This is a genomic window from Pseudomonas sp. FIP_A4 (assembly GCF_036701605.1).
In the GTDB taxonomy this organism is placed as follows: Bacteria; Pseudomonadota; Gammaproteobacteria; order Pseudomonadales; family Pseudomonadaceae; genus Stutzerimonas; species Stutzerimonas phenolilytica.
The window spans coordinates 64,672-89,926 of the sequence record NZ_JAYDXP010000121.1 but is presented as its reverse complement, the minus strand read 5'-3'; the positions used below and the strand labels follow the sequence as shown (position 1 = coordinate 89,926).

Genomic DNA, 25,255 nt, shown 5'->3' with positions numbered 1-25,255 from the left:
GCTGCCCTCATGCTTCAGATCATTCCCACTCGATGGTCGCCGGCGGCTTGCTCGACACGTCGTAGGTGACACGCGAGATGCCTTCGATTTCGTTGATAATGCGGTTGGAAACCTTCTCCAGCAGCTCGTAAGGCAGGTGCGCCCAGCGTGCGGTCATGAAGTCGATGGTTTCCACGGCGCGCAGCGCGACGACCCAGGCGTAGCGGCGACCGTCGCCGACCACACCGACCGATTTCACCGGCTGGAATACCACGAAGGCCTGGCTGGTCTTGTGGTACCAGTCGAAGTTGCGCAGTTCCTCGATGAAGATATGGTCGGCACGACGCAGCAGGTCGGCGTACTCCTTTTTCACCTCGCCGAGGATGCGCACGCCCAGCCCCGGGCCCGGGAAGGGGTGACGGTAGACCATGTCGTACGGCAGGCCGAGTTCGAGACCGATCTTGCGCACCTCGTCCTTGAACAGCTCGCGCAGCGGCTCGACCAGCTTGAGATTCATCTCTTCCGGCAGGCCGCCGACGTTGTGGTGCGACTTGATCACATGGGCCTTGCCGCTCTTGGCACCGGCCGACTCGATCACGTCCGGGTAGATGGTGCCCTGTGCAAGGAACTGGATGTTGTCCAGCTTGCTGGCCTCGGCATCGAACACATCGATGAAAGTGCGGCCGATGATCTTGCGCTTCTTCTCCGGGTCCGCCTCGCCTTCGAGGTTGGCCAGGAACTGCGCCTCGGCATCGGCACGGATTACCTTGACGCCCATGTTCTCGGCGAACATGGCCATTACCTGATCGCCCTCGTGCAAGCGCAGCAGGCCGTTGTCGACGAATACGCAGGTCAGCTGGTCGCCGATGGCGCGGTGCAGCAGCGCGGCAACGACCGAGGAATCGACGCCACCGGATAGGCCGAGCAGTACGTTGGCATTGCCAACCTGGGCACGCACCTGGGCGATGGCGTCTTCGACGATGTTGGACGGCGTCCACAGCGCCTCGCAGCCACAGATTTCCAGAATGAAGCGCGACAGAATGCGCCCCCCCTGACGGGTATGGGTCACTTCCGGATGGAACTGCACGCCGTAGTAATGACGGCTCTCGTCACCGATGGCAGCGATCGGGCAGCTCGGCGTGCTGGCGATGATATGGAAACCGGACGGAATCTCAGTGACCTTGTCACCGTGGCTCATCCACACGTCGAGGCCGAACACGCCGTCGTCATCCATGTGGTCTTCGATGCCGTCGAACAGCTGCGATTTGCCGACCAGATCGACCCGCGCATAGCCGAACTCACGCACGTCAGAGCCCTGCACCTTGCCGCCCAGCTGCTCGGACATGGTCTGCATGCCGTAACAGATGCCGAACAGCGGCACGCCGAGTTCGAACACCGCCTGTGGCGCACGCGGGCTGCCCTCTTCGTGCACGGACTCGGGACCACCGGCAAGGATGATGCCGCGCGGCGCGAAGGCGCGGATGTCGTCCTCGCTCATGTCCCACGGATGCAGCTCGCAGTACACACCGATCTCGCGCACGCGGCGGGCGATCAGCTGGGTGTACTGGGAACCGAAGTCGAGGATCAGGATGCGGTGGGCGTGAATGTCTTGGTGAGCCATGAGCTTTCCTTCGGAAAGAGCCTGAAGCTGAAAGCCGGAAGCTGGAAGCCGCAGCCAGGATTTCTCCCGGCTCCCGCTGCCAGCTTCCGGCGCCTGTCTAGCTGAGCGGATCAACCCACTCGGTAATTCGGGGCTTCCTTGGTGATCTGCACATCATGCACATGCGACTCGGCCATGCCGGCACCGGTGATGCGGACGAACTGCGGCTTGCTGCGCATGTCGTCGATGGTGGCGCTGCCGGTGTAGCCCATGGAAGCGCGCAGGCCACCCATCAGCTGATGGATGATCGCGGCCAGCGCGCCCTTGTATGGCACGCGGCCCTCGATACCTTCCGGCACCAGCTTCTCCGCACCCGCGGAGGAGTCCTGGAAGTAACGATCCGAGGAACCCTGCGCCTGCGCCATGGCGCCCAGCGAGCCCATGCCGCGGTAGGCCTTGTAGGAGCGACCCTGGAACAGCTCGACCTCGCCCGGCGCCTCTTCGGTACCGGCAAACATCGAGCCCATCATCACCGCGTTGGCGCCGGCAACGATGGCCTTGGACAGGTCACCGGAGAAACGGATGCCGCCGTCGGCGATCATCGGCACGCCGGTGCCTTCCAGCGCGGCGGAGACATTGGCGATGGCGGAAATCTGCGGCACGCCGACGCCGGCGACGATGCGCGTGGTGCAGATCGAGCCCGGGCCGATACCGACCTTGACCGCATCGGCGCCGGCCTTGACCAGGTCCAGAGCCGCTTCGGCGGTGGCGATGTTGCCGCCGATCACCTGCACCTGCGGGAAGTTGTCCTTCACCCAACGCACGCGGTCGAGCACGCCCTTGGAGTGTCCGTGGGCGGTATCCACCACCACCACGTCGACGCCAGCGGCGGCCAGCGCTTCGACGCGCTCGGCAGTGTCGGCGCCGGTGCCGACCGCTGCGCCAACGCGCAGACGGCCCTGGCCGTCCTTGGACGCCAGCGGATAGGTCTTGGCCTTCTCGATGTCACGGAAGGTCACCAGGCCACGCAGATTGAAGTTGCCGTCGACCACCAGCATCTTCTCGATGCGATGCTCGTAGAGCTTGGTCTTGATCACTTCCAGACCGGTGCCTTCGAGCACGGTGACCAGCTTGTCCTTGGGAGTCATGATCGCCGCGACGGAATCACCGGCGTTCGGCGTGAAGCGCAGGTCGCGCCCGGTGACGATGCCTACCAGCTCCTTACCCGACACCACTGGGAAACCGGAGAAGCCCAGCTCATGCGCCTTGCGCTGCAGCTCGCTGATCTTGGTTTCCGGCGTCACGGTGACCGGGTCATGCACGATGGCCGTCTCGTGGCGCTTGACCTTGCGCACCTCGGCAGCCTGCTGCTCGATGCTCATGTTCTTGTGGATGATGCCGATGCCGCCTTCCTGCGCCATCGCGATGGCCAGGCGGGCCTCGGTGACGGTATCCATCGCTGCGGAAACCAGCGGAATGTTCAGCTCGATTTCGCGGGTCAGACGGGTCTTCAGGCTGACATCCTTCGGCAGAACCTCGGAATATCCCGGGATCAGGAGAACATCATCGAAAGTCAGGGCTTCTTGGCTGATACGCAGCATGGCGGGGGCTCCCAGGCGGGAAAAAGGAAGCGCGGCATTATACCCACGCACCCTCTCGCGCTCAACGTGGTTGTGCGGCCTGCTGCGCACGTTACGGCGCGCCGCATCGACGAAGTGACCAACCGGTCAGGCCTGTTCGACAATCAGCGCCACCTGGAACCCAAGCCGCTCGCCGAACTCTTCGAGGAATCCCTGACGAAACCCGGCCTCGCCCCAGCCATTGAAAATGAATCCCAGGTTGGAGAATGCACATGCCGGAATGAACAGGAAGCCGTTGATGTCATCCTCGAAGCCGCATTCGGGGCAGGTGAAATTATCTGTTTGCCCGGGCATCCACTCATCGAGGCTCTCGAACAGAGCCTCGCCGATCTCCCGACGGCATTCCGGGCAGCCGGCTTCCTCGGCGAAATCGCGGGTCGGCGTGTAAATGCAGCGTTTGGTCACCACCTCCAGACCATTGACGGCCTCACCGAACGGTAGCCTCTCCGGGTGCAGCACGACGCTGCGCGCGCCCGGCGCAATCGCATAGGCCATCCCATGGGTACCGCGGCCGCAGGTGGTCGGCAGCGCCTCGACGATGCGCCGCTCGGCCAACCAGCGCAGGATCATCCGCGCGCGGCCCTCATGCGCGGGAAAGCTGGAAATGCGCGGCACGACGATGGCTTGGCTATGACTCATGAAGGGCTCGGTCGGAAGGCAATGGACGGCCGGGCAGCTTAATGCGCGGATCGCTCAGGTCAATCGCAACTGGTCGCAGGGGCGGCTGCTCCGGGCGTTTTCCCGTATCATCCCGCCATGCTCAAAGATCCCTTCGAACGCCTCAATCTCGATCGCGAAGTCCTCACCGTCAGCCAGCTCAATGGCCGCGCTCGGCTGCTGCTGGAGGATGTGTTTGCGCAGGTCTGGGTCGAAGGCGAGATTTCCAACCTCGCCCGCCCGGCTTCCGGCCACATCTATTTCACCCTCAAGGACAAGAACGCCCAGGTACGTTGCGCGTTGTTCCGCCAGAACGCCGCGCGGGTTCGCCAAGCCCTGCGCGATGGCCTGGCGGTGCGCGTGCGCGGCAAGGTCTCCTTGTTCGAAGGGCGCGGCGACTACCAGCTGATTCTCGACACGCTGGAGCCGGCCGGCGACGGTGCGCTGCGCCTGGCCTTCGAGGCGCTGAAGGACAAGCTCGCCGGCGAAGGCCTGTTCGCCGCGGAACGCAAGGCCACACTGCCCGCACACCCGCGACGCATCGGTATCGTCAGCTCGCCGACCGGCGCGGTGATCCGCGACATCATCTCGGTGTTCAAACGCCGCGCGCCGCAGGTCGAACTGACGCTGATTCCGACCGCCGTGCAGGGCCGCGAAGCCACCGGACAGATCGTTCGGGCGCTGCAACTGGCCGATGCGCAAGGTTTCGACGCGCTGATCCTGGCGCGTGGCGGCGGCTCGCTGGAAGACCTCTGGTGCTTCAACGAAGAAGCCGTGGCGCGCGCGGTGGACGCCTGCGTGACGCCAATCGTCAGCGCCGTGGGACATGAAACCGACGTATCGATCGCCGACTTCGTCGCTGACGTACGCGCCCCCACGCCTTCGGCAGCGGCCGAGCTGCTGGCGCCGAGCAGCGCCGACCTGCAGCAGCGCCTGAGCGGTCTGCATCAGCGACTGCTGCTGCGCATGCGCGACCGCCTGCACCGTGACGCCATGCGCCTGGAGAGTCTGACTCGGCGCCTGCGCCATCCGGGCGAACGCCTGCAGCAGCAGGCCCAGCGCATCGACGACCTCGAACAACGCCTGCTGCGCGCCGTCGACCGTCGCCTGTGCGGCGGTCAGGAGCGCCTGGCGCGCCTGGAAACCCGCCTCGCCGCGCAGCATCCCGGGCGCACGCTGCACCTGCTGCGCCAGCGTCTCGAACACCTGTCCGGCCGCCTGCCGCGCGCCATGCAGTCGGGCATGAAGGCCCGGCGCCAACAGCTGCAGGGCTTGGCGCAGACACTGCAGATCGTCAGCCCGCTGGCCACCCTCGGCCGCGGCTACAGCATCCTGCTCGACGAGCGCGGCCAGGCGATTCGCAGCGCCAGCCAGACCCACGCCGGCCAGCGCCTGAAGGCGAAACTGGGCGAAGGCGAACTGGCGGTACGCGTGGAAGACAACCATCTGGAACCGGTGACGCTGCCGCTGCTCTGAACGCGCCAGCCGACCCAAGCCCGCGCCGCCTGAAACGAAAAAGCCAGCCTTGCGGCTGGCTCTGATCGAAGCTTCGGGGCGGTTTATGCCCCTGTGCGCTTTTCTGCTGCTCAGTCTTCGCGATAGCGACGCAGCTTGAGCTGCTTGCCACCCACGCGGGTGTCCTTGAGCTTGCCGAGCAGGCGCTCGAGACCTTCTTCCGGCAGTTCGACCAGGCTGAAGCTGTCGCGCACCTGGATGCGACCGATGGCTTCGCGGGCCAGGCCGCCCTCGTTGAGGATCGCACCGAGCAGGTTGCGCGCAGCGATGCCGTCACGCGCACCCAGCGGCGTGCGGCAACGCGCGCGGCCTTCGGCCAGCGGCATTGGCGCGCGACGCTCGCGATCACCACTACGCTCAGGACGGTCGGGGCGCTCGGAACGCTCACGCGGGCCACTACCCGGCACCAGCGGCTGCTCTTTTTCCACTTCGGCCAGCGTCAGCGCCTGGCCATTGGTGGCCTTGCGCAGCAGCGCAGCGGCGAGGGCACGCGGGCTGCAGCCTATATCGGCGACCAGCTTGTCGAGCAGTTCGCCATGCGTGGCTTCTGCATCGGCGACCAGCGGCGCGAGGCTGTTGGTGAGCTTCTTGATGCGCGCGTCCAACACCTGCTGGGCGTTGGGCAGACGAGCCTCGGCGACCTTCTGGTTGGTTACGCGCTCGATAACCTGCAGCATGCGGCGCTCACGCGGAGTGACCAGCAGCAGCGCGCGGCCTTCGCGACCGGCACGGCCGGTACGACCGATACGGTGCACGTAGGATTCCGGATCGTAGGGCATGTCCACGTTGAACACATGGGTGATGCGCGCCACATCCAGGCCACGGGCGGCGACGTCGGTAGCCACGACGATGTCCAGACGGCCATCCTTGAGCGATTCGATAACGCGCTCACGCTGGTTCTGGGCGATGTCCCCATTCAGCGCGGCGGCCTTGTAGCCCTTGGCTTCCAGCGCGGCGGCCAGATCCAGAGTGGCCTGCTTGGTGCGCACGAAAGCGATCAGCGCGTCGAAATCCTCGACTTCCAGCAGGCGCAGCACGGCCTGGATCTTCTGGTCGGCGTGGACCATCAGGTGCGCCTGCTCGATGCGGGCGACGGTCTGGGTCTTGGCGGCGATCTTGATGTGCTGCGGCTCGCGCAGGTGCTTCTCGGCGATGGCGCGGATGGAATGCGGCAGCGTGGCGGAGAACAGCACGCTCTGGCGGCTTTCCGGCATGGCTTCGAAGATCACTTCCAGATCGTCCATGAAGCCGAGCTTGAGCATCTCGTCGGCTTCGTCGAGGACCAGGAAGCGGATGGTCGACAGCAGCTCGCTGTTACGGCTCAGGTGGTCGACCAGGCGGCCTGGAGTGGCGACGATGACCTGCGCGCCCTGGCGGATGGCCTTGAGCTGCGGGCCCATCGGGGCACCACCGTAGACGGCGACGACGCCAACACCGGGCATCTGCTTGGAATAGGTCTCGAACGCGGTGGCGACCTGCAGCGCCAGTTCGCGGGTCGGCGCGAGGATCAGCGCCTGCGGCTCGCGCTTGGCCGGATCGATCTTCGACAGGATCGGCAGCGCAAAGGCCGCGGTCTTGCCGGTGCCGGTCTGCGCCTGGCCGATCATGTCGTGGCCACCGAGGATCACCGGGATCGCCTGGGCCTGAATGGGGGAAGGTTCTTCGTAGCCGACTGCGCTGATGGCAGCCAGAACAGCGGAATGAATACCGAGTGCGGCAAAGCCGCCGATTTCCTGGGTCATGGGTCTTGTCTCTGATGCTCCGCAAGACCCATGTTCCGAAGCTGCGCATGCCGTGCAAAACCCGAAGGTCACCCTGGCAGCCTGGTCGGCGGGGTTGCGAAAACGTATGAATGATGAATCGTCAAGGATAGTCCGCTCGAAGCGGACAGCAGCCGAAGCAGCGCTTCGTGTGTTGCGGTACCTGAACGCAGGCTGGGTTTCAGCCGGCGCGTACTATACCGGAATTAGCTGAACCTGTGCGCGTATTTTGCATAGGTATCCACGATGGGCGATTGCAGGGCGAGGGTTGGGCACGGCGACGTCAGCCAGCCATGCCCCGGATTCGCTCGCGGCGCGTGGCTCAGGCCGCCTCACTGTTGGCGGCGCTGACGCGGAAACGCCCGACCAGCTGATGCAACTTGCCGGCGGTCTGGCGCACGCGCGCCGCGCTGTCCTGCAGCACGCCGAAGGTCAGACCCATTTCGCTGGAGGCCTGGTCGACGCCGCGGATGGTCTGACCGTAATGCAGGCTGCGCTCGTTGAGCCCCTTGATGATCTCGAACATGCGCTCGACGGTCTGGTGCAGGTGCACATTCTCGGAAGTGGCCTGCTCGGTCAGACGCAGACTGCTGTCGACGTCCTGCACGCCGCCCTCCATGAAGGCAACCGCCTGGCGAGTCTCCTGCTGCAGGCTTTCCACCTGCGCGCGGATGTCTTGCGCGGCCCTGGCGGTACGCTGCGCCAGCGAGCGCACCTCACCGGCCACCACGGCGAAGCCCCGGCCGTGCTCGCCGGCGCGCGCCGCCTCGATGGCCGCATTCAGCGCCAGCAGGTTGGTCTGCGTGGTGATGTCACTGATCAAAGAAACGATCGCGTCGATCTCCCCCATGCGGCTGTCGAGCAGCTGCACACTCTGCGCGGAACGCTGCACCACGTCGCGGATCGATTCGGTGCCGAAGCGCACCCGCTCGAAACGCTCGCGGGCACGGCTGACTACCTCGTCCATAGCCGTCTTCATCTGCTCGGCCGTCATGGAGGCCTGCTGGATCTCGCCCAGCTGCTCTTCCACCAGCAGCAACAGCTGATGGACGGACTCGGCGACACCGCTGGTCGTCTGCCCCGCCTCACTGCTGCGCGCCAACATCAGCTCGTTGTCATGGCGCACATGCATGGATACCTGAATGACCTGGCCGACCACGCCATCCAGGCTGTCGATGAAGCTGTTGATCCAGCGCGCCATGTCGCCGCTTTCATCGCGTGGCATCTGCGCCGTGTCGATGCGCTGGCGCAGGTTGCCTTCGCCCTCGGCCAGGGTACGGATCACATCGGTCATCTGCTGCATCCGCGCAGCCAGTCGACGCGGGCCGAACGCGGCGAATATCCAGGCGCCGAGCAACAGCAACAGACCGTTGAGCAGATAGAGCGCACTGGGCGACAGGCCGCTGAATGCCTGCAGCAAGCCGCCGACGGCGAACAGCGTGGTCACGGTGGACAGGTAGGTATTCATCAGCCCGAAACTCAGCGAGCGGCGGCGGTAGACCTCTTCCAGATCGGCTTCGCACATCATGCCCCAGCGATCCGGCGAGCCCTGCAACTGGAAGGTCATGCCTTTGCCGATCACCGGTACATGGCGGTAATCGGCGTACCCCGGATAGGTGACAAACAGGTTGGCGCCCTTGGCGATGGTTTCCCGCACGCCTGGATGCAGCTGGCCGGTGGCCGGGTCGGTGAAGCGCAGCTCCAGCTCGGTGTGCGAGCGTACCTGCACCGTGCCCCAGGCGGTGCAGATGCCGCCCTTGAGGTTATCGCCATGACTGAAGGTGGCATCCTCGAAGCGCGAGCGCGACAACGCCGTGCCGGGCTGGATGCGCTCATCGAAGCGCGACTGGACCATGAACAGGTAGTTGTCGCCGGACTCCGGGTAAATGTGCCCGGCTTCGCGCTGGATCAGATCGCCCAGTACATCGTTGGGAACACGCGCGCACAGACTGCCAACGGTTTTTCCGGCAACCGTCAGCGGCTGATAGAACATCAGCGTCACGGCGTCGTGGAAGCGTGAACTGGTCGGGCCAAGGCGCAGCGTCAGCGCGTCCGTGTATGGCCCATGCAGAAACGGCTGGCGCAGACCCTCGGCGACAGCGCGACTGTCCAGGTCCTGCTGACCGACGTGAGCACCGCAGGTCGAGGCAACCACCCGACCCTGCAGGTCGATCACGAACAACTCGGAGAGATCGACCATCTGCGCGCGCTTGGCTTCGAGCAATGCGGTATCGGCGCGCAGCGGATCCGCGCCGAGTGCGCCGGCCGCATCGCTCAACTGATCCCAGAGCGTCGCCACCCAGCTCTGCAACACCCGCGCCCGCGACTGAGCGACGCCCTCGAACACCTCTTCCACTGTCGCCACGCTGTGGCGATTGAGCCAGCACGACCAGCCCATGGCCAGCTTGCCCGTGCCGCCCAGCCAGGGCAGCCAACGGCGTTCGCGGGCGGACAATTGCATCAGAGGACTTTGAAGGTTGCTCACGGCTGGCTCCTTGCTGGCAGATATGCACTGGCAAAGTGCAATTACCGGACCAGCTCAAGCACGCGGGTTTCAGCCGTGAAACGGATAGTCGCGCACACAAAGAAAGCATGCACAACGCAAACGCCGCGACCGACGCACCACCAGGGAGCACTCAGCTTGCCGGGCGCAACGCCGCGATGAGGGAGTCGAGCGAGTAGCCCAGGCGCGGCTCGAGCGCGGCGGCACGCTCGCGCAAACCGGCGAAATCCAGTGTCTGCTCCAGATCGGCCGGCACCAGCAGAACCACGTTGCCCTCCTTTACCGAGCACTCCCAGTAGTGCCGATGAAACAGACCGCGCAGCAGCGCCGCACCCAGCGGTTTGCCCTCATCGGTGCCCCACTGGTTGATGATCAGCCAACCGCCGGGGGCGAGCTTCTGCTGGCACTGGCGCAGAAAATTCCACGCCAGGTGCGCCGCCGCCGGGCCGACATCGGTATACAGGTCGACGAAGATCAGATCGGCACTTTCCGCCGTTTCCAGCAGCTCGACCGCATCGCCGACACGGATGTACAGCCGCGAATCGTTGCGCAGGCCGAGATAACGCATCGCCAGCTCCGGCACCGCCGGGCGCAGCTCGATGGCCTCGACATCCTCCAGCGGCAGGAACTCCAGGCAGGCCTGGGTCAGCGTTCCGGCGCCCAGACCGAGAAACAGCGCGGTTTCCGGCGCCGGATGACACAACGCGCCGATCAGCATGGCACGCGTGTAGTCGTACTCCAGCCAGCTGGGATCGGGGGTGAATACGCAGCTCTGCTCGACCGCCGCGCCGAACTCGAGGAAGCGGTAGTCGCCGACCTCGTATACCCGGATCAGGCCGAAATCATCCTGCACCTCGGCCAGCAGCCGTTCTTCGTCTTGCATTGCGCTCTCCCGCGGAAGGCGCGCATCTTAGCAGCCGATTGATGGTCGCTATCAGTCATCGGCCAGCGCTTGCGGTAACATCGCCGCACTTTTTCGCGAATGGATATCCACCCATGACCACCGCCTGGAGCCCGTCGAGCTGGCGTAGCAAACCGATTCAGCAACAACCCGATTACCCCGATGCCGATCACCTCGGCCGCGTCGAGCGCACCCTCGCCGGTCTGCCGCCGCTGGTGTTCGCCGGCGAGGCGCGCGAACTGCGACGCCAGTTCACCGAAGTCACCCAGGGTCGTGCGTTCCTTCTACAGGGCGGCGATTGTGCCGAGAGCTTCGCCGAGTTCTCCGCCACCAAGATCCGCGACACCTTCAAGGTGCTGCTGCAGATGGCCATCGTCATGACCTTCGCTGCCGGTTGCCCGGTGGTGAAAGTCGGCCGCATGGCCGGGCAGTTCGCCAAGCCGCGCTCGGCCGGCGACGAAACCATCGACGGCGTGACGCTGCCGGCCTATCGCGGCGATATCGTCAACGGCATCGGCTTCGACGAGAAGAGCCGCGTGCCGGACCCGGAGCGCCTGCTGCAGGCCTACCACCAATCCACCGCCAGCCTCAACCTGCTGCGCGCCTTCGCTCAGGGTGGCTTCGCCGATCTGCATCAGGTGCACCAGTGGAATCTGGACTTCATCGCCAACTCGCTGCTGGCCGAGAAGTATCACCAGCTCGGTGCGCGCATCGATGAAACGCTGCGCTTCATGCGTGCCTGCGGCCTGAGCGACGCCCCGCAACTGCGCGAAACCAGCTTCTTCACTGCTCACGAGGCGCTGCTGCTGAACTACGAGGAAGCCTTCGTGCGTCAGGACAGCCTCACCGGCGGCTGGTACGACTGCTCGGCGCACATGCTGTGGATCGGTGACCGCACCCGCCAGCTCGACGGCGCGCATGTGGAGTTCCTGCGCGGTGTCGGCAACCCGATCGGGGTCAAGGTCGGCCCGAGCATGGACAGCGAAGAGCTGATCCGCCTGATCGATATCCTCAACCCGCAGAACGACCCCGGCCGCCTCAACCTCATCGTGCGCATGGGCGCCGACAAGGTCGAAGCCGGCCTGCCGCGCCTGATCCGCGCCGTGCAGCAAGAGGGACGACAGGTGCTGTGGAGCTGCGACCCCATGCACGGCAACACCATGAAGGCCTCAAGCGGCTACAAGACCCGCGATTTCGAGCGGGTACTGGCAGAGGTTCGGCAGTTCTTCGACGTGCATCGCGCCGAGGGCAGCTACCCGGGCGGCATCCACATCGAGATGACCGGACAGAACGTCACCGAGTGCCTCGGCGGCTCGCGCGCGATCACCGAAGCCGGGCTCAGCGACCGTTACCACACCCACTGCGATCCGCGACTGAATGCCGACCAGTCGCTGGAGATGGCGTTCATGATTGCCGAGACGCTGAAACAGCTGCGTCCGCACTGACCGCGCGAACCCAATCGGTGCTCCGGCCCGACAGACCGCAGAAACGACAAAGCCCGGCACTTGGCCGGGCTTTTCGTTGCGAGTCCGCGAGGAGGCGATCAGGCCTTGACGCGGGACTTGTACTCGCCGGTGCGGGTATCGATCTCGATCGAGTCGCCGATTTCGCAGAAGGCGGAAACCTGCAGCTCGGCACCGTTCTTCAGACGGGCAGTCTTCATCACCTTGCCGGAGGTATCGCCACGAACCGACGGCTCGGTGTAGACGATTTCACGAACGATGGTGGTCGGCAGTTCGACCGAGATCACCTTGTCGTTGTAGAACACGGCTTCGCAGACGTCGGTCATGCCGTCTTCGATGAAGGTCATGACGCCTTCGAGGTCGGCCTTCTCGATCTCGTACTGGTTGAACTCGTCGTCCATGAAGACATACAGAGGATCGGCGAAGTAGGAGTAGGTCACTTCCTTGCGCTCGAGAATTACCGGCTCCAGCTTGTCATCGGCCTTGTATACGGTCTCGGTCGCCGAACCGTTGAGCAGGTTCTTCAGCTTCATCTTGACCACGGCACTGTTGCGGCCGGACTTGTTGAACTCGGCTTTCTGGATGACCCAGGGTGCGCCGTTGATGATGGCCACCTGGCCGGCACGGAACTCTTGTGCGGTTTTCATACGAACATCCGATAGGAATTAGAGACAAAAAACAGGCGGCGTATCATAGCCAATCTGTGTAAAAAAACACCAGCTTTCCAGCCAGATCACCATTCGCCACCTGTTTGTGCAGCCAGGCCTCGGCATGGGCGAGCAGCGCCGGATATTCATCCAGCAACGCGTTCCAGGCGGGCCCGGCGCCCTCCCCGGCATTCCATGCGCGCCAGAAGTCCTGCAGTGCGCCGCGCGCGGCGGGCGCCAGATCGTGGCCGTACAGGTCGAGGAAGGCATGCAGCTTGTCCCAGTGCGCATCGTCTTCCTGCGGATAGATGTGCCACACCAGCGGACGTCCCGCCCACTGCGCACGAATGAACGACTCCTCGCCGCGCACCGCGTTGAAATCGCAGCTCCACAGCAGCAGGTCGTACTCGTCCTGAGTCATGAACGGCACCACTGCGATTTGCAGCGCGCCACGCTGATAACGCTCACCCGGCTGCAGCGATGACACGCCGAGCCATGCGGCGACATCCACCAGCACGCGACCTTCGGGCACCAGCAGCTGGTTCGGCCGCGAGTCGGCGGCCAGCGCGTCGAGCCAGCCGGCTACGGCGGCATTCTCGTAGGCGAACAACGACAGCAGCCGCGCGCCGGGTTGCACCACCACGCCCAGGCTGGCAAGGAAATCCTCGCGACGTGCCGGATCAGCCTGGAACGCTTCGCGCCGCGAAACGAGGTCCGCCTCGCGGATCAACCCGCCGGTCTTCGCCTCGAAACCGGGGAAGAAAAAGTACTTCTGCAGCCCACTGGACTGCAGCGACGGCAATGCGTGGCAGCCGGCGATCCAATCCTCGGCGCTGAGGTATTCCAGATTCAGCCAAAGAATGCGTCGGCTGCTCGCGGCCATTGCATTTATATAGGCAGCGGGCAGCTCGCAGGCGAACGCTTCGATGACCACATCGGCCGGCTCGGCCCCGCCCCACTCGCGCGGCCAATGACGCACGTCGACGCCCTCGTGCCACTGCTGCGCCGCGCTCGCGCTAGTACCGGGACACAGACGGGCAAAGGTCTCGAGATCATCGACCCAGAGCCGCACCCGCTGGCCATGCTCAGCGGCCAGCTGGCGCGCCAGGCGCCAGGTCACGCCGATATCGCCGTAGTTGTCCACCACGACACAGAAGATGTCCCAGGCCACTTTCACAGACAAACCGAACTCCTTCCAACGCTGGCAGGCCACCGTGCGCGGCGCCCATCGCAAACCAATCGCGGCAGGATACGGATCATTGGCCGCCCTGCAAATCGGTCGCAGGCCTACCGCCGAAACTATCGGCACGCGCGCGGATTCCCGACACGAGGGCCGTGATCAGAGAAGAAGACAAGGAGGGAAACTGTAGAGAAGGCGTCATGGAGGTGAGCCCTGCCAGCCACACCCCGGCACACAATGTCACCGCTGCGGCTGCTCCCTTCCGGGCCTGACCGGGTTCACGGCTGATCGTTGCGGGGGGACCGACAGAGCCCACCATGACGAACCCGCCTGGCGGCGAGCAGCGCCATTGTACCGGCTTATCGACAAGTTACAACCGCTGTCTAGCTGCGGTGCCAGGGCAGAAGATCGCATCTGTGGCGAACGCCAGCCGCTACCGTCGGTCAGTCAAGGGATCAGGCGCGCCATCCGTTAGCCGCATGGTACGAATTGCCCCTAGCCAAAGCCGGGCGTCTGTTCGAGGATGAAAGTGCGCGGCTGGAGTAAAACACCTGTCACGCAAACATGCTGCGCCGCCGGCACCCTTCGTAGCGGCGCGGCGGATGGCAACAGCAATGAGGTAATCATGAGCAAGGCTCCCATCGCCATCATCGGTACCGGTATCGCCGGGCTGTCCGCGGCTCAGGCATTGCACGCGGCGGGTCAGGACGTCCGGCTGTTCGACAAGAGCCGCCGCTGCGGCGGGCGCACCGCCAGCAAGCAGATCGAGAGCGGCTCGCTCGATCTCGGCGCCCAATATTTCACCGCGCGCGACCGGCGTTTTCGCGAGGCGCTGCAGCACTGGCAGGACGAAGGCTGGGCCGCCCCCTGGTCGCCCAACCTCTACCTTTCCCGTGCCGGCCAGCTGGAACCGTCGACCAACGAACAGCTGCGCTGGGTCGGCACGCCGCAAATGGCGTCGATCGCCCGCGCGTTGCTCGGCGATCTGCCGGCAACGTTCAGCTGCCGCATCACCGAAGCGTTTCGCGGTGAGGAACTCTGGACCCTGGTGGATGCCGACGGCGCCAGCCACGGCCCCTTCAGCCACGTAATCGTCGCCACCCCGGCACCTCAAGCCAGTGCGCTGCTGGCCGCCGCACCGAAGCTCGCGGCCGTCGCCGCCAGCGTCGCGATGGAACCGACCTGGGCCGTCGCCCTGGGCTTCGCCACGCCGCTGCCCACTCAGATGGAGGGCTGCTTCGTGCAGGACGACGCCCTCGACTGGATGGCACGCGAGCGCAGCAAGCCCGGGCGCAACGGACGCCTGGACACCTGGGTGCTGCATGCCACCAACAGCTGGAGTCGTCAGCACCTCGATCTGTCCAAGGAGGCCGTCAGCGAGCAGCTGCTCGGTGCATTCGCCGAGCTGATCGACTGTGTCGTGCCCGCTCCCGAGTTCACCCTGGCGCATCGCTGGCTGTACGCGCGCCCGGCGCAGCCCCATGAATGGGGCGCGCTCGCCGATGCGGGGCTGGGTTTGTACGCCTGTGGCGACTGGTGCCTCTCCGGGCGGGTCGAAGGCGCCTGGCTCAGTGGCCAGGAAGCGGCCCGGCGTTTGCTCGAACATCTATAGCGGCGACTGCGCGAGCCGGCATGCGGCTCGCTAAAGTTGCGCCGGAAACGGCCGAATCTCCCGGTTGAATGCCGCGCTTGGTCGGCATGTCCTTGCCTCTCGGGAGTTTCGATGAACCCCTCAACCCTGATCGGTATCGTCGCGAGCGTCGCACTGCTTGCGGTGGTCATGCTGTTCGCCGCGCACGATCCCGCGCTGTATCTCGACCTGCCCAGTCTGGGCATCGTGCTGGTGGGTACGCTGGCCGCGACCTTCATCAGCTACCCGCTGCGCGAGGTCATGCGCGTGTTCGGCCTGATCGGCACGGTGCTGCGCAACGAACGGCTGTACACCCGCCAGGACCTGGAAGAATTGGTTCAGATTTCCCGGCTGTGGATCGCTGGCGAGCTGCCGGCCGTGGAACGGGCCGTCGAGCAGGTGAAGAACCCGTTCCTGCGCACCGGCGTACAGCTGGTGATCGACAACACACCGGAAGAAGACATCACCGACCTGCTGCAGTGGCGCATCGCCCGGCTGCGCGCGCGCGAGAACGCCGAGGCGCAACTGTTCCGCACGATGGCCAGCTACGCGCCGGCATTCGGCATGATCGGCACGCTGGTCGGCCTGATCAACCTGATGTTCCTGCTCGGCAGCGGCGACATGCAGCAGATCGGCCGCAGCCTGGCGGTCGCACTGATGACCACTTTCTATGGCGTGCTACTGGCTAACCTGCTGCTCAAACCGGTCGCGGTGAAGCTGGAGCGGCGCACCGAGCAGCGCGTCGCGCTGATGAATCTGGTGATGCAGGGCATCGCGATGATGTGCAACAAGCGCAGCCCGGCCTACATGCGCGAGACCCTGAAGTCTTTCCTCGCCCATCACGACGACGAGATTCGCGACGGCAACCCGCGCAAGCCACGCGCCGCGCAGCCGGACGTCTGAAATGAACGGTTCGGCACGACGCAACGACCGCTTCGCCAGGTGGCACGTCGAGCCTCGCGGCGAAGAAGAACAGGAGGGCTGGCTGCTCACCTACCTGGACATGATCACCCTGCTGCTGGTGATGCTGGTGGTGATGCTCGCCTTCGCCGGCCAGGGCGACGGCGCAACACGGCAATCCGGCGCAGCACGGGCTCCCGAGGGGCAGGCACCGCTCGTTATCGGCACGCCACAGCCATCTGATGAAGTGCAGGCGATTGCCGCGCTTGCCCCCGCGCCGCCACTGCCGGAGCAGGCGCGCGAACCGGCACCGGTGCTGCCGGACCTGGGCGAGGACATCGAGGTGATCGTCAACGAGGGCAGCATCAGCTTTCGCATCAGCAGCGAAATCCTGTTCGGCTCCGGCCAGGCCGAACTCGAAGAGGCCGGGTTTGCCGTGCTCGACCGGCTGATCCCGACACTCGCCGCCACCTCGCACCGGATCATCGTCGAGGGCCACACCGACGACCTGCCGATCCAGACGCCGCGCTTTCCGTCCAACTGGGAACTGTCAGCCAGCCGCGCCAGCAGCGTGGTGCGCTACCTGCAGGTCAGCGGCATCGCCGCCGCCCGGATGAGCGCGACCGGCTACGCCGAAACCCGCCCGCTACGCGACAACGCCAGCGACCAGGGCCGTGCCGGCAACCGACGAGTCGAACTGGTGATGCAGACCCAGCCGCCCGCACCCTGAGCGCGGCGCTCAGCCGAGCGCCGTGTCGAGGAACATCATCACTGCGAAGCCGATCATCAGGCCGATGGTCGCCGGCGTCTGGTGGCCGTTACGGTGTGTTTCGGGGATCACCTCATGGGACACCACGAAGATCATCGCGCCGGCCGCCAGCCCCATGCTGACCGGATAGGCGGTGGCGAAACCGCTGGACATGCCCAGACCGACCAGCGCACCGAGCGGCTCCATCAGACCGGAAGCCGCGGCGACCAGCGCCGAGGCCAGCGCGGACAGGCCGGTGGTACGCAACGCCAGCGCCACTGCCAGGCCCTCGGGAATATCCTGGATGGAGATCGCCGTGGTCAGCGGCACGCCCACGCTGAGGTCGCCATTGGCGAAACTCACGCCGATCGCCATGCCTTCGGGAATGTTGTGCAGGGCGATGGCCAGCACGAACAGCCAGACGCGATTCAACCGCTCACAATCCGGCCCGCAAGGCCCTGTGCTTTCATGTTCGTGCGGCGTGAAGTAATCGAGCCCGAGCATCAGCAGCGCCCCCAAACCGAGCCCGACGACCACCATCAACGCCGCCGCCGTACCACTGTCGAAGATCTCCCGGCCGGCGGCAAGCCCCGGCAGGATCAGCGAGAACGAAGCGGCCGCAAGCATCATGCCGGCCGCGAAGCCGAGCATGCTGTCCTGGGTGCGGGTAGAAATCTCACGCAAGCCGATAGCCAGCAGGGCACCGAGCGCCGTGGCAGCGAACCCTGCACTGCCGCCCAGCATGGCGAGGCGCAGGTTGTTCTGATCGCCGTTGTGCAGCGCGCTGTAGCCGCTCGCCAGCAGCAGCACCAGCACCGCCAGCAAGGCAGTGCCAAGCCCGGTCGCAATCCAGGGATTGGCCTGCGCCTGGGCGATCCAGGCGGAGCGAAGTGTCGCAGCGGAGCTTTGCGTAGTATCCATGTCATCGGATCCTTGGAGCGGGGCTTCATTGTAGCGCCGCGCCTTCTGGCGGTTCCTGCTATGACCGCGATAGACGGGTGTCGGCACCGCGCGAGGATGGCTCGACGAATGGATTGGCCGTAAGCTTCGGCGACATACTCTGGGGAGTGCTCAAACGTGCTCGCAATGCCTTATCGCCGCTCGCTCGTGGTGATCCTGCCGGTGGCTCTGGTCGTCGGCTGGCTGCTCTGGCAGCACTGGCAAGGGCCGGAGCTGCCGGGCTATCGCCTGGAGCCGCGCCCGCTGGTGCAGCGGGTGGTTGCCAGCGGCGAGGTGGACAACCAGTCGGTCGCCCAGATCGGCAGCGAGATCACCGGCGTGGTCGCCGCCCGCCACGTGCGCGAAGGCGATCCGGTGAAAGCGGGCGACCTGCTGTTGGAGCTGCGTGACGACGAACAACTGGCGCGCCTGCGCGAGGCCGAGGCCGCCCTGCGCCAGCTGATCGACAGCAGCCGGCCGCAAGCTCAGGCCACGCTGCGCGATGCGCAGAGCAACCTGCAGCAACTGGTACGCGAGCGTGAGCGGCGCGAAACCCTGTTCGAACGCAAGCTGCTGGCCTCCGAGCCGCTGGAGCAGGCCCGTCGCGCTGAGCTGGCGGCGCGGGTGATACGTGATCGCGCCCGCCTCGCTGCCGCCGCGCAGGCGCCCGGCGGCAGCGAGGAACAGGTGCTGCGCCAGCGTCTGGAGGCCGCCCGCGCCAACCTCGCCAAGACGCGCATCCACGCCCAGGTCGATGGCATCGTGCAGACCCGCGCCGTCGAGCCGGGCGACTTGGTCCAGCCGGGGCGCATGCTGCTGGAAATCGCCCGCGCCGGCCGACGCGAAATCATCCTGCCGCTGGACGAGAAGAACCTCGCGCCCGTGGCGATCGGCCAGGCCGCGCAGGTGATCGCCGATGCTTATCCGACGCGTGCGTTCGCCGCCCGCGTGAGCTTCATCGCGCCCAGCGTCGACACCGCACGCGGCACTATCGATGTGCACCTGGACCTGAAAGAGCCGGCCGAACTGCTGCGCCAGGGCATGACGGTATCGGTGAACATCGAGACCGGACGCCGCGAGCAGGCGTTGGTACTGCCCAACGACGCGCTGCGCAGCCGCGACGGCGAGCGTGCGCGGGTGCTGCGGGTGCGTGACGGCAAGGTCGAACAGGTGGATGTGCGTCTCGGCCTGCTCGGCACCGCCTTGAGCGAGATACTCGATGGCCTGCAGGCCGGCGACCGCGTTCTCGCCGCCGAAGCCGAGGAAGGCCGGCGGGTGCGCCTGCGCGAGCGCCCGATTCCCACCGGCGTGCAGGACTGATCACCGATGCGCCTGCTCGACTCGCTGTGGACCGAGTGGAAAATCGCCTTGCGCTTTCTGCTCGATAACCGCCTGCAGACGCTGCTGATCGTTTTCGGCATCGCCGTGGGCTCGGCGGTGATCGTCTTCATAACCGCGTTGATCACCGGCCTGCAGGCCAACGTGATCGAGCGCACGCTCGGCACCCAGTCGCACATTCGCATCCTGCCGCCGGACGAGGTCAATCGCGTGCTGCCGGCAGCCGATGGCACGCTGACGCTGCTGCTGGAAAGCCCGCGCGCCCAGCGCCTGCGTTCGATCAGCAATTGGCAGGATGTGCGCGACGTGCTCGATCAGGACGCCCAGGTGCTCGCCGTATCGCCGGTGATCAGCGGTCCGGCGCTGGCGCGCCGCGGCGTCGCGCGGGCTTCGGTGGCGCTGGTCGGCATCGATCCACAGCGCTACCAGCGCATCATCCCGCTGGCCGAGGAACTGGTTGCGGGCGAACTGCGCGTCGGTGCCGGCGACGCGGTGATCGGCACCGAACTGGCGCGCGACCTGGGCCTTGGCGTCGGCGACAAGCTGCGCCTGGACGCCGGCGAGGGGCGCGAGGCGGTCGTCGATATCGCCGGAATCTTCGAGCTGGGCGTGCGCGAGCTGGACGAGCGCTACGTCTATCTGGATCTCAAGCAGGCACAGACCCTGCTCGACCTGCCCGGCGGCGTGACGGTGATCGACACCACCGTGGCGCAGATTTTCGAGGCCGACCGGATCGCCCACCGCCTCGCCCGGTTGACCGGGCTGCGTGCCGAAAGCTGGATGGATACCAACGGCCAGCTGCTCAATGCGCTCAGCTCGCAGAGCATGACCACCGAGATGATTCGCGTGTTCGTCGGCATCTCGGTGGCCTTCGGCATCGCCAGCGTGCTTGCCGTCAGTGTCGTCCAACGCACCCGGGAGATCGGCATCCTGCGCGCGATGGGCAGCCCACGCCAGCAGATCCTGCGGGTATTTCTGATCCAGGGCGGCCTGCTCGGCCTGCTCGGTTCGGCCTGCGGCGGCGGCGTCGGCTGGGGATTGGTGCAGGTGTTCAACCTGCTGGGGCCACGACTGTTCTTCATTCCCGTCGACCCGACGCTGGTGCCGCTGGCCATGCTCGTGGCAACCGTGACCGGCGTGCTGGCTGCCGCCCTGCCCGCCCGCCGCGCGGCACACTACGACCCGGCGGTGGCCATTCGCTATGTCTGATCCGACCCTGCCTCCACGCGAAGTACTGCGCCTGGAAGGCGTGCGCAAGAGTTTCAACCTCGGCACGCCACTGGAAAGCGAGGTGCTGCACGGCATCGACCTGCGCCTGTGCGCCGGCGAGCTGACCGCGCTTATCGGTCCGTCCGGCTCGGGCAAGAGCACGCTGCTGAACGTCATTGGCCTGCTCGACCCGCCGAGTGCCGGCGAGCTGTACCTGCTCGGCCGGCCGACGCGGACGGTCGATGACGAGACACGCACGCGCCTGCGCAACGAAGCGATCGGCTTCGTCTTCCAGTTCCATCACCTGATCTCGGCATTCAGCGTGCTGGATAACGTGCTGATGCCGCTGATGATCCGGCACGGTAAACCGTCGGCGACGGAGATCGATCTGGCGCGCAGCCTGCTCGACGAGGTCGGCCTCGCCGCGTACGCCGACAAGAAGCCCACGCAGATTTCCGGTGGCCAACAGCAGCGGGTCGCCATCGCCCGTGCGCTGGTGACCCGCCCACCGCTGCTGCTGGCCGACGAGCCGACCGGAAACCTCGACACACGCACCGCGCAGAGCGTGTTCGAGCTGTTCCACCGCATCAATGCACAGTTCGGCTGCGCGGTGCTGGTGGTAACCCACGACCCGCGCCTGGCGGCCAACTGCGCGCGCACCGTGCAGCTCGTCGACGGACAGATCGTCAGCGACGCGTTGAATTCGCCTCTCGATGTGCAGTCGCCACCGTCGAAATAGTCGTCGGCCCAACGAAACGCAACCACGAAAAACGCGCTACTATCGACAGGCTTGAATACCCCATAGGGTATTAATACGTTGAAAGGAGTTGCGACATGAGCGCCCGGATTGAAGCCTTCTTCGACCCCGCCACCTTCACCTACAGCTACGTTGCCAGCGATCCGCAGACGCGCCAGTGCGCGGTGATCGACTCCGTGCTCGACTATGACGCCGCCTCCGGACGCACATCGCATCAGGCCGCCGATCGCATCATCGACTACATCCGCACGCACGATCTGCAAGTCCAATGGCTGCTGGAAACCCATGTGCATGCCGATCACCTGAGCGCCGCCCACTATCTCAAGCAGCACTTGGGCGGCCGGCTCGCCATTGGCGAGCGCATCACCGAAGTGCAACGTACGTTTGCCGAACTGTTCAACGCCGGCGCCGGATTCGCCACCGATGGACGGCAATTCGATCAGCTGTTCCGTGACGGCGAACGGTTCCAAATCGGCAGCCTCGATGCACAGGCACTGCATACGCCAGGCCACACGCCCGCCTGCCTCACCTACCTGATCGGCGACGCCGCCTTCGTCGGCGATACGCTGTTCATGCCCGACTACGGCACCGCCCGCTGCGACTTTCCCGGCGGCGACGCGCGCACGCTGTACCGCTCGATCCAGAAACTGTTCGCCCTGCCCGACAGCACCCGCGTGTTCCTCTGCCATGACTACAAGGCGCCAGGCCGCGAGACGTTCTTCCACGAAACCAGTATCGGCGCCGAGCGCGCGCACAATATTCATATCCACGCCGGCATCACCGAGGAGGAGTTCGTGACCATGCGTACCGCGCGCGATGCCACGCTCGGGCTGCCGGCACTGATCCTGCCTTCGGTTCAGGTCAACATGCGCGGCGGCGAACTGCCCCCAGCGGAGAGCAACGGCACGCGCTACCTGAAGATACCCCTGGACAGGCTCTGACCGCCCAGATCACGAACCTTTGACTCACGGGAGACCGCCACATGAAAACCGCCCATGACCTCGTCGTCGAGGCCCGGACCCGCATCCGGGAAGTTCCGATTGCCGATGCCGAAGCGGCGATTCGCGAAGCGGACGTACTGATCGACGTGCGCGAAGGCGACGAGTACCACGTCGCGCACATTCCGGGTGCCGTCAACATTCCGCGTGGCGTGCTGGAGTTCAAGCTCAGCGGCATGCCCGAGTTCGATTCGCGCGATCTGGCGATCGTGCTCTACTGCAAGACCGGAGGGCGCGCGGCGCTCGCTGCCGCAGCGCTGCGGGAGATGGGCTATCTGCAGGTCCGGTCCGTCGAAGGCGGCTTCGATGCCTGGTGCGCCGCCGGCCTGCCGCAAACGACTCCGAGCCTGCCCGACTTCAGTTGAATTCGTGTTCAAACGACAGACAAACCATCAGGTGGCGTTGCGCGATCACGCTAGACTTCTGCACGCAACGCGGCGGTCGCAATGGCCGCCACGCAATGACCGCGGAGATGAAGACGATGAAGCGAGGGATATGGGCGCTGCTGCTGGGCATTGGCATCGGCACGATCCAGTTGGCGCAGGCTCAGGAGCTGAAGATCACCCTGGCGGGCGTCGAGCATGACCGGGGCAATGTGCGAGTCGGGTTGTACGCCGATCCGAAGACTTTCCGCAAGGAGGCCAAGGCATTCGCCACCAAGCAGGCCCCCGCGGCAACCGGCGACGTGACGCTGACTTTCGGTGATGTTCCGCCGGGACGTTATGCGGTCATGGCCTACCATGACGAGAACGCCAACGGCGAACTCGACCGCCGCTTCGGCATGTTCCCAGCCGAAGGCTACGGTCTGTCCAATAATCCCAAGGTGATGGGCCCGCCGGCCTTCGACGACAGTGCCTTCGAGGTCGTCCCCGAGCAGAGCACGACCATCATTATCGACATGCGCTACTGAGCGCATGTGATGGCCGCCGCCGGTCGATTGCCGACCAGCGGCGGGTGCGCCGTTAATGGCGCAGCTTGCAGGTCTTGATGCCCAGCAGACCGTATGCGGGGCAGAAACGGAATATGCCAGTCGCAAGCGGGAGGAGGCCGATCCAGCCCCACATGCCGATCACGCCGCCCAGCGTCAGACCGATCAGCAACAGCCCGACGACTATCCGCACCGTACGATCGATTGTTCCCACATTGGCTTTCATGATGACCTCCAGGTCAGTGCGCGCGCCGGTTTTCCAGCGCAGTGAAGAGCAACATTCCGCCGAGCATCGCCACGACGAACAGTACGACCTGCCAGCGCCCGGACAGCAGCATGGCCAGCGCCGGACCTGGACAGATGCCGGCGATACCCCAGCCCACACCGAACAGCAGGCTGCCGCCAATCAGGCGCCGATCCAGCTCACGCTTCTCCGGCAAGCGCATCGGTGCCTCGAGCAGCGAGACATGGCGACGCCGCGCCCAGCCGAACGGCAGCAGCGCCACTGCGATGGCACCGGCCATCACCAGGGCCAGTGACGGGTCCCAGGCACCCGCCAGGTCGAGAAAACCGATCACCTTGGCCGGATTGGCCATGCCCGAAAGCAGCAGGCCGATACCGAACAGCAGACCCGCGGCAAATGCAGTCAGCTTGCGCATGTTCAAGCTCCGACAAGATGGCGAATGACGAAAACGGTCGCGAATCCTGCGGCCATGAAGGTCAGGGTCGCGACGATAGAACGCGCCGAGAGGCGTGATATACCGCAAACGCCGTGTCCGCTGGTGCAGCCAGCGCCATAGCGCGTCCCTACACCGACCAGCACGCCGGCGATCAGCAGGCCAAGCCAATTGGTCTGGAATTCCATCCGCGGCCATTCGCCGGCCATCAGCCACAGCAATGGCGCCAGCAGGATGCCAAGCAGGAACAGTGCCTTCTCGCCCCGCCCCTCCGCCTTGCGCTCCAGCAGGCTGGCGAGCAGGCCGCTGATACCGGCAATGCGGCCATTCAGCATGATGAACAGAGCAGCTGCCAGGCCGATCAACGCGCCGCCGGCTAATGCCGACCAAGGGGTGAAATTGACCCAATCGATAGTCATTGCTCGCTCCCGCAGAAAAGTTGATAGAGCGTGGCGATGACCGCCAGCGCCTCGGGGCTGGCGATGCGATAGAAGATCTGCTTGCCGTCGCGACGGGTCTCCACCAGGCCCTCGCGCCGCAGCACGGCCAGCTGTTGCGACAACGTCGGCTGCTGGATGCCCAGCAATTGCTCCATGTCGCTGACATTGCGCTCGCCCTGGCTCAACTGGCATAGCAGGAGTAGCCGGTCCGGATTCGCGAGCGTGCGCAGGAGCTGACCTGCAGCCGCCGCGCTTTCGCGCAGGCGTTGTATATCCAATTCAGCAGAAGCAAGCGTCACAACCAACACCTTCAAGAAAAACAATATATTTATATATATATTGTTTGCCGATCCGCTTGTCAACACAACGGTAGTCAACGCTCGATGCCGTCGCTAGGATGCCCCTACCGGTATATGACCAACCCACGCAACGTACTCGCGCCGGGCGCTCTGTTCGTTTCTTCCCGCCGAGGTGATTGATGGAAGACCAGGCAATAACGTCGATCGACATGCAGGACCAGCAGCAGGCCATGCTCAAGCGGCTGGCCCGGGTCGAAGGCCAGATTCGCGGCATCCAGGCGATGATCAAGCGCGGCGAGGAATGCGAGGCCATTGCTCAGCAGTTCTCGGCCGCCCGCAGCGCACTGGATAAGGCCTATAGGTTGATGCTGACCTGTCTGCTCGAGGAGGCGCTACACGATCAGGACCAGGACACGGCTGCTGCACTGGAGCGTGTGCGCAGTATCTTCACCAAGTACACCTGAGTGATCGACGCGGCTGCCGCCTAGCGATGCCCGTGAAGAGAATGAGTGACGTGAGGAATTGCGGCCATAAAAAAAGCGACCCT

Annotated in this window: 24 protein-coding genes, 1 other RNA gene and 1 pseudogene; 12 read left to right on the top strand and 14 right to left on the bottom strand. The window is 65.2% G+C overall.

Annotated features, from left to right (window positions below; translation table 11 throughout):
- Window positions 1–19: 19 nt before the first annotated feature.
- The 3 genes from guaA to U8L64_RS07775 all read right to left on the bottom strand — a co-directional run bounded on the left by guaA (window position 20) and on the right by U8L64_RS07775 (window position 3,858).
- The gene (gene guaA / locus U8L64_RS07785) at window positions 20–1,600 is read right to left on the bottom strand and encodes a glutamine-hydrolyzing GMP synthase (protein ID WP_043297272.1); all 1,581 of its coding nucleotides are present in this window, start codon (window positions 1,598–1,600) and stop codon (window positions 20–22) included.
- Between the two features lie 110 nt (window positions 1,601–1,710).
- Window positions 1,711–3,180 (bottom strand): IMP dehydrogenase, encoded by a 1,470-nt coding sequence (gene guaB, locus U8L64_RS07780; RefSeq protein ID WP_043297273.1) that lies wholly within the window; start codon window positions 3,178–3,180, stop codon window positions 1,711–1,713.
- Window positions 3,181–3,306: 126 nt separating this feature from the next.
- Window positions 3,307–3,858 (bottom strand): sugar ABC transporter ATPase, encoded by a 552-nt coding sequence (locus tag U8L64_RS07775; RefSeq protein WP_333395855.1) that lies wholly within the window; start codon window positions 3,856–3,858, stop codon window positions 3,307–3,309.
- 117 nt (window positions 3,859–3,975) lie between these two features.
- Between U8L64_RS07775 and xseA the strand changes: the two genes are divergently transcribed.
- On the top strand, window positions 3,976–5,352 hold the full coding sequence (gene xseA, locus U8L64_RS07770; protein ID WP_156715000.1) for an exodeoxyribonuclease VII large subunit: 1,377 nt from the start codon (window positions 3,976–3,978) through the stop codon (window positions 5,350–5,352).
- A gap of 110 nt (window positions 5,353–5,462) precedes the next feature.
- On the opposite strand, the gene U8L64_RS07765 is transcribed toward xseA, so the two are convergent.
- From U8L64_RS07765 to U8L64_RS07755, 3 genes and pseudogenes are all read right to left on the bottom strand, one after another.
- Entirely contained in the window at window positions 5,463–7,133 is a 1,671-nt protein-coding gene (locus U8L64_RS07765; RefSeq protein WP_043297276.1) for a DEAD/DEAH box helicase, read from the bottom strand.
- A gap of 340 nt (window positions 7,134–7,473) precedes the next feature.
- Window positions 7,474–7,992 (bottom strand): annotated as a pseudogene (locus U8L64_RS20300) (methyl-accepting chemotaxis protein); the annotation flags it as partial.
- A gap of 1,795 nt (window positions 7,993–9,787) precedes the next feature.
- Window positions 9,788–10,537 (bottom strand): spermidine synthase, encoded by a 750-nt coding sequence (locus U8L64_RS07755; protein ID WP_043297278.1) that lies wholly within the window; start codon window positions 10,535–10,537, stop codon window positions 9,788–9,790.
- A gap of 113 nt (window positions 10,538–10,650) precedes the next feature.
- On the opposite strand from U8L64_RS07755, the gene U8L64_RS07750 reads away from it, so the two are divergent.
- Window positions 10,651–12,000 carry a class II 3-deoxy-7-phosphoheptulonate synthase gene (locus tag U8L64_RS07750; protein ID WP_333395843.1) on the top strand — a complete coding sequence of 450 codons (1,350 nt, stop codon included), beginning with the start codon at window positions 10,651–10,653 and terminating at the stop codon, window positions 11,998–12,000.
- A 98-nt stretch (window positions 12,001–12,098) separates the two neighbouring features.
- On the opposite strand, the gene efp is transcribed toward U8L64_RS07750, so the two are convergent.
- The 3 genes from efp to ffs form a co-directional block, all read right to left on the bottom strand.
- Entirely contained in the window at window positions 12,099–12,665 is a 567-nt protein-coding gene (efp, locus tag U8L64_RS07745; protein ID WP_003289309.1) for an elongation factor P, read from the bottom strand.
- Window positions 12,666–12,708: 43 nt separating this feature from the next.
- Window positions 12,709–13,848, bottom strand: a complete 1,140-nt coding sequence (earP, locus tag U8L64_RS07740; RefSeq protein WP_333395840.1) for an elongation factor P maturation arginine rhamnosyltransferase EarP — start codon at window positions 13,846–13,848, stop codon at window positions 12,709–12,711.
- Between the two features lie 208 nt (window positions 13,849–14,056).
- Window positions 14,057–14,153, bottom strand: an RNA gene (ffs, locus tag U8L64_RS07735) — signal recognition particle sRNA small type.
- A gap of 317 nt (window positions 14,154–14,470) precedes the next feature.
- On the opposite strand from ffs, the gene U8L64_RS07730 reads away from it, so the two are divergent.
- The 3 genes from U8L64_RS07730 to U8L64_RS07720 all read left to right on the top strand — a co-directional run bounded on the left by U8L64_RS07730 (window position 14,471) and on the right by U8L64_RS07720 (window position 17,105).
- Complete coding sequence (locus U8L64_RS07730) at window positions 14,471–15,457, top strand: NAD(P)/FAD-dependent oxidoreductase (RefSeq protein ID WP_043297281.1); 987 nt, start codon at window positions 14,471–14,473, stop codon at window positions 15,455–15,457.
- A 111-nt stretch (window positions 15,458–15,568) separates the two neighbouring features.
- Window positions 15,569–16,378, top strand: a complete 810-nt coding sequence (locus tag U8L64_RS07725) for a motility protein A (protein WP_043297282.1) — start codon at window positions 15,569–15,571, stop codon at window positions 16,376–16,378.
- Window position 16,379: 1 nt separating this feature from the next.
- Window positions 16,380–17,105 (top strand): OmpA/MotB family protein, encoded by a 726-nt coding sequence (locus U8L64_RS07720; RefSeq protein WP_054093326.1) that lies wholly within the window; start codon window positions 16,380–16,382, stop codon window positions 17,103–17,105.
- A gap of 9 nt (window positions 17,106–17,114) precedes the next feature.
- Here U8L64_RS07720 and U8L64_RS07715 read toward each other — a convergent pair whose 3' ends face one another.
- Window positions 17,115–18,044 (bottom strand): ZIP family metal transporter, encoded by a 930-nt coding sequence (locus U8L64_RS07715; RefSeq protein ID WP_333395833.1) that lies wholly within the window; start codon window positions 18,042–18,044, stop codon window positions 17,115–17,117.
- A 165-nt stretch (window positions 18,045–18,209) separates the two neighbouring features.
- On the opposite strand from U8L64_RS07715, the gene U8L64_RS07710 reads away from it, so the two are divergent.
- The 6 genes from U8L64_RS07710 (at window position 18,210) to U8L64_RS07685 (ending at window position 23,274) form a co-directional block, all read left to right on the top strand.
- Window positions 18,210–19,382: an efflux RND transporter periplasmic adaptor subunit gene (locus U8L64_RS07710; protein ID WP_234302581.1), complete on the top strand. Its 1,173-nt coding sequence runs from the start codon at window positions 18,210–18,212 to the stop codon at window positions 19,380–19,382.
- A gap of 6 nt (window positions 19,383–19,388) precedes the next feature.
- Window positions 19,389–20,609: an ABC transporter permease gene (locus tag U8L64_RS07705; protein ID WP_333395828.1), complete on the top strand. Its 1,221-nt coding sequence runs from the start codon at window positions 19,389–19,391 to the stop codon at window positions 20,607–20,609.
- On the top strand, window positions 20,602–21,348 hold the full coding sequence (locus tag U8L64_RS07700; RefSeq protein ID WP_043297287.1) for an ABC transporter ATP-binding protein: 747 nt from the start codon (window positions 20,602–20,604) through the stop codon (window positions 21,346–21,348). The genes U8L64_RS07705 and U8L64_RS07700 overlap by 8 nt, the downstream gene beginning before the upstream one ends.
- Before the next feature lie 95 nt (window positions 21,349–21,443).
- Entirely contained in the window at window positions 21,444–22,307 is an 864-nt protein-coding gene (locus tag U8L64_RS07695; RefSeq protein WP_333395824.1) for an MBL fold metallo-hydrolase, read from the top strand.
- A gap of 41 nt (window positions 22,308–22,348) precedes the next feature.
- Complete coding sequence (locus U8L64_RS07690) at window positions 22,349–22,729, top strand: rhodanese-like domain-containing protein (protein WP_043297289.1); 381 nt, start codon at window positions 22,349–22,351, stop codon at window positions 22,727–22,729.
- A 116-nt stretch (window positions 22,730–22,845) separates the two neighbouring features.
- On the top strand, window positions 22,846–23,274 hold the full coding sequence (locus U8L64_RS07685; RefSeq protein WP_333395821.1) for a DUF2141 domain-containing protein: 429 nt from the start codon (window positions 22,846–22,848) through the stop codon (window positions 23,272–23,274).
- A gap of 52 nt (window positions 23,275–23,326) precedes the next feature.
- Here U8L64_RS07685 and U8L64_RS07680 read toward each other — a convergent pair whose 3' ends face one another.
- From U8L64_RS07680 to U8L64_RS07665, 4 genes are read right to left on the bottom strand one after another with little or no spacing between them, the layout of a single operon-like run.
- Window positions 23,327–23,518, bottom strand: coding sequence for a YgaP family membrane protein (locus U8L64_RS07680; protein WP_008570439.1), 192 nt, complete (start codon window positions 23,516–23,518; stop codon window positions 23,327–23,329).
- A gap of 13 nt (window positions 23,519–23,531) precedes the next feature.
- Window positions 23,532–23,951, bottom strand: coding sequence for a DUF6691 family protein (locus U8L64_RS07675; RefSeq protein WP_043297290.1), 420 nt, complete (start codon window positions 23,949–23,951; stop codon window positions 23,532–23,534).
- Between the two features lie 2 nt (window positions 23,952–23,953).
- Window positions 23,954–24,388: a YeeE/YedE family protein gene (locus U8L64_RS07670; protein WP_043297291.1), complete on the bottom strand. Its 435-nt coding sequence runs from the start codon at window positions 24,386–24,388 to the stop codon at window positions 23,954–23,956.
- The gene (locus U8L64_RS07665; protein WP_043297292.1) at window positions 24,385–24,708 is read right to left on the bottom strand and encodes an ArsR/SmtB family transcription factor; all 324 of its coding nucleotides are present in this window, start codon (window positions 24,706–24,708) and stop codon (window positions 24,385–24,387) included. Before U8L64_RS07665 ends, U8L64_RS07670 begins: the two co-directional genes overlap by 4 nt.
- Window positions 24,709–24,887: 179 nt before the next feature.
- Between U8L64_RS07665 and U8L64_RS07660 the strand changes: the two genes are divergently transcribed.
- Window positions 24,888–25,172, top strand: a complete 285-nt coding sequence (locus U8L64_RS07660) for a metal-sensing transcriptional repressor (RefSeq protein WP_043297294.1) — start codon at window positions 24,888–24,890, stop codon at window positions 25,170–25,172.
- Window positions 25,173–25,255: the final 83 nt, after the last annotated feature.

Bases quoted from the DNA above. Each gene is read 5' to 3' on its own strand.
- U8L64_RS07710 (WP_234302581.1), top strand. From the start codon at position 18,210: ATGCCTTATCGCCGCTCGCTCGTGGTGATCCTGCCGGTGGCTCTGGTC.
- U8L64_RS07750 (WP_333395843.1), top strand. From the start codon at position 10,651: ATGACCACCGCCTGGAGCCCGTCGAGCTGGCGTAGCAAACCGATTCAG.
- U8L64_RS07705 (WP_333395828.1), top strand. From the start codon at position 19,389: ATGCGCCTGCTCGACTCGCTGTGGACCGAGTGGAAAATCGCCTTGCGC.
- guaA (WP_043297272.1), bottom strand. From the start codon at position 1,600: ATGGCTCACCAAGACATTCACGCCCACCGCATCCTGATCCTCGACTTC.
- U8L64_RS07730 (WP_043297281.1), top strand. From the start codon at position 14,471: ATGAGCAAGGCTCCCATCGCCATCATCGGTACCGGTATCGCCGGGCTG.
- U8L64_RS07700 (WP_043297287.1), top strand. From the start codon at position 20,602: ATGTCTGATCCGACCCTGCCTCCACGCGAAGTACTGCGCCTGGAAGGC.
- xseA (WP_156715000.1), top strand. From the start codon at position 3,976: ATGCTCAAAGATCCCTTCGAACGCCTCAATCTCGATCGCGAAGTCCTC.
- U8L64_RS07660 (WP_043297294.1), top strand. From the start codon at position 24,888: ATGGAAGACCAGGCAATAACGTCGATCGACATGCAGGACCAGCAGCAG.
- U8L64_RS07675 (WP_043297290.1), bottom strand. From the start codon at position 23,951: ATGCGCAAGCTGACTGCATTTGCCGCGGGTCTGCTGTTCGGTATCGGC.
- U8L64_RS07765 (WP_043297276.1), bottom strand. From the start codon at position 7,133: ATGACCCAGGAAATCGGCGGCTTTGCCGCACTCGGTATTCATTCCGCT.
- efp (WP_003289309.1), bottom strand. From the start codon at position 12,665: ATGAAAACCGCACAAGAGTTCCGTGCCGGCCAGGTGGCCATCATCAAC.
- U8L64_RS07680 (WP_008570439.1), bottom strand. From the start codon at position 23,518: ATGAAAGCCAATGTGGGAACAATCGATCGTACGGTGCGGATAGTCGTC.
- U8L64_RS07690 (WP_043297289.1), top strand. From the start codon at position 22,349: ATGAAAACCGCCCATGACCTCGTCGTCGAGGCCCGGACCCGCATCCGG.
- U8L64_RS07720 (WP_054093326.1), top strand. From the start codon at position 16,380: ATGAACGGTTCGGCACGACGCAACGACCGCTTCGCCAGGTGGCACGTC.
- U8L64_RS07695 (WP_333395824.1), top strand. From the start codon at position 21,444: ATGAGCGCCCGGATTGAAGCCTTCTTCGACCCCGCCACCTTCACCTAC.
- U8L64_RS07775 (WP_333395855.1), bottom strand. From the start codon at position 3,858: ATGAGTCATAGCCAAGCCATCGTCGTGCCGCGCATTTCCAGCTTTCCC.
- U8L64_RS07685 (WP_333395821.1), top strand. From the start codon at position 22,846: ATGAAGCGAGGGATATGGGCGCTGCTGCTGGGCATTGGCATCGGCACG.
- U8L64_RS07725 (WP_043297282.1), top strand. From the start codon at position 15,569: ATGAACCCCTCAACCCTGATCGGTATCGTCGCGAGCGTCGCACTGCTT.
- U8L64_RS07755 (WP_043297278.1), bottom strand. From the start codon at position 10,537: ATGCAAGACGAAGAACGGCTGCTGGCCGAGGTGCAGGATGATTTCGGC.
- U8L64_RS07715 (WP_333395833.1), bottom strand. From the start codon at position 18,044: ATGGATACTACGCAAAGCTCCGCTGCGACACTTCGCTCCGCCTGGATC.
- guaB (WP_043297273.1), bottom strand. From the start codon at position 3,180: ATGCTGCGTATCAGCCAAGAAGCCCTGACTTTCGATGATGTTCTCCTG.
- U8L64_RS07670 (WP_043297291.1), bottom strand. From the start codon at position 24,388: ATGACTATCGATTGGGTCAATTTCACCCCTTGGTCGGCATTAGCCGGC.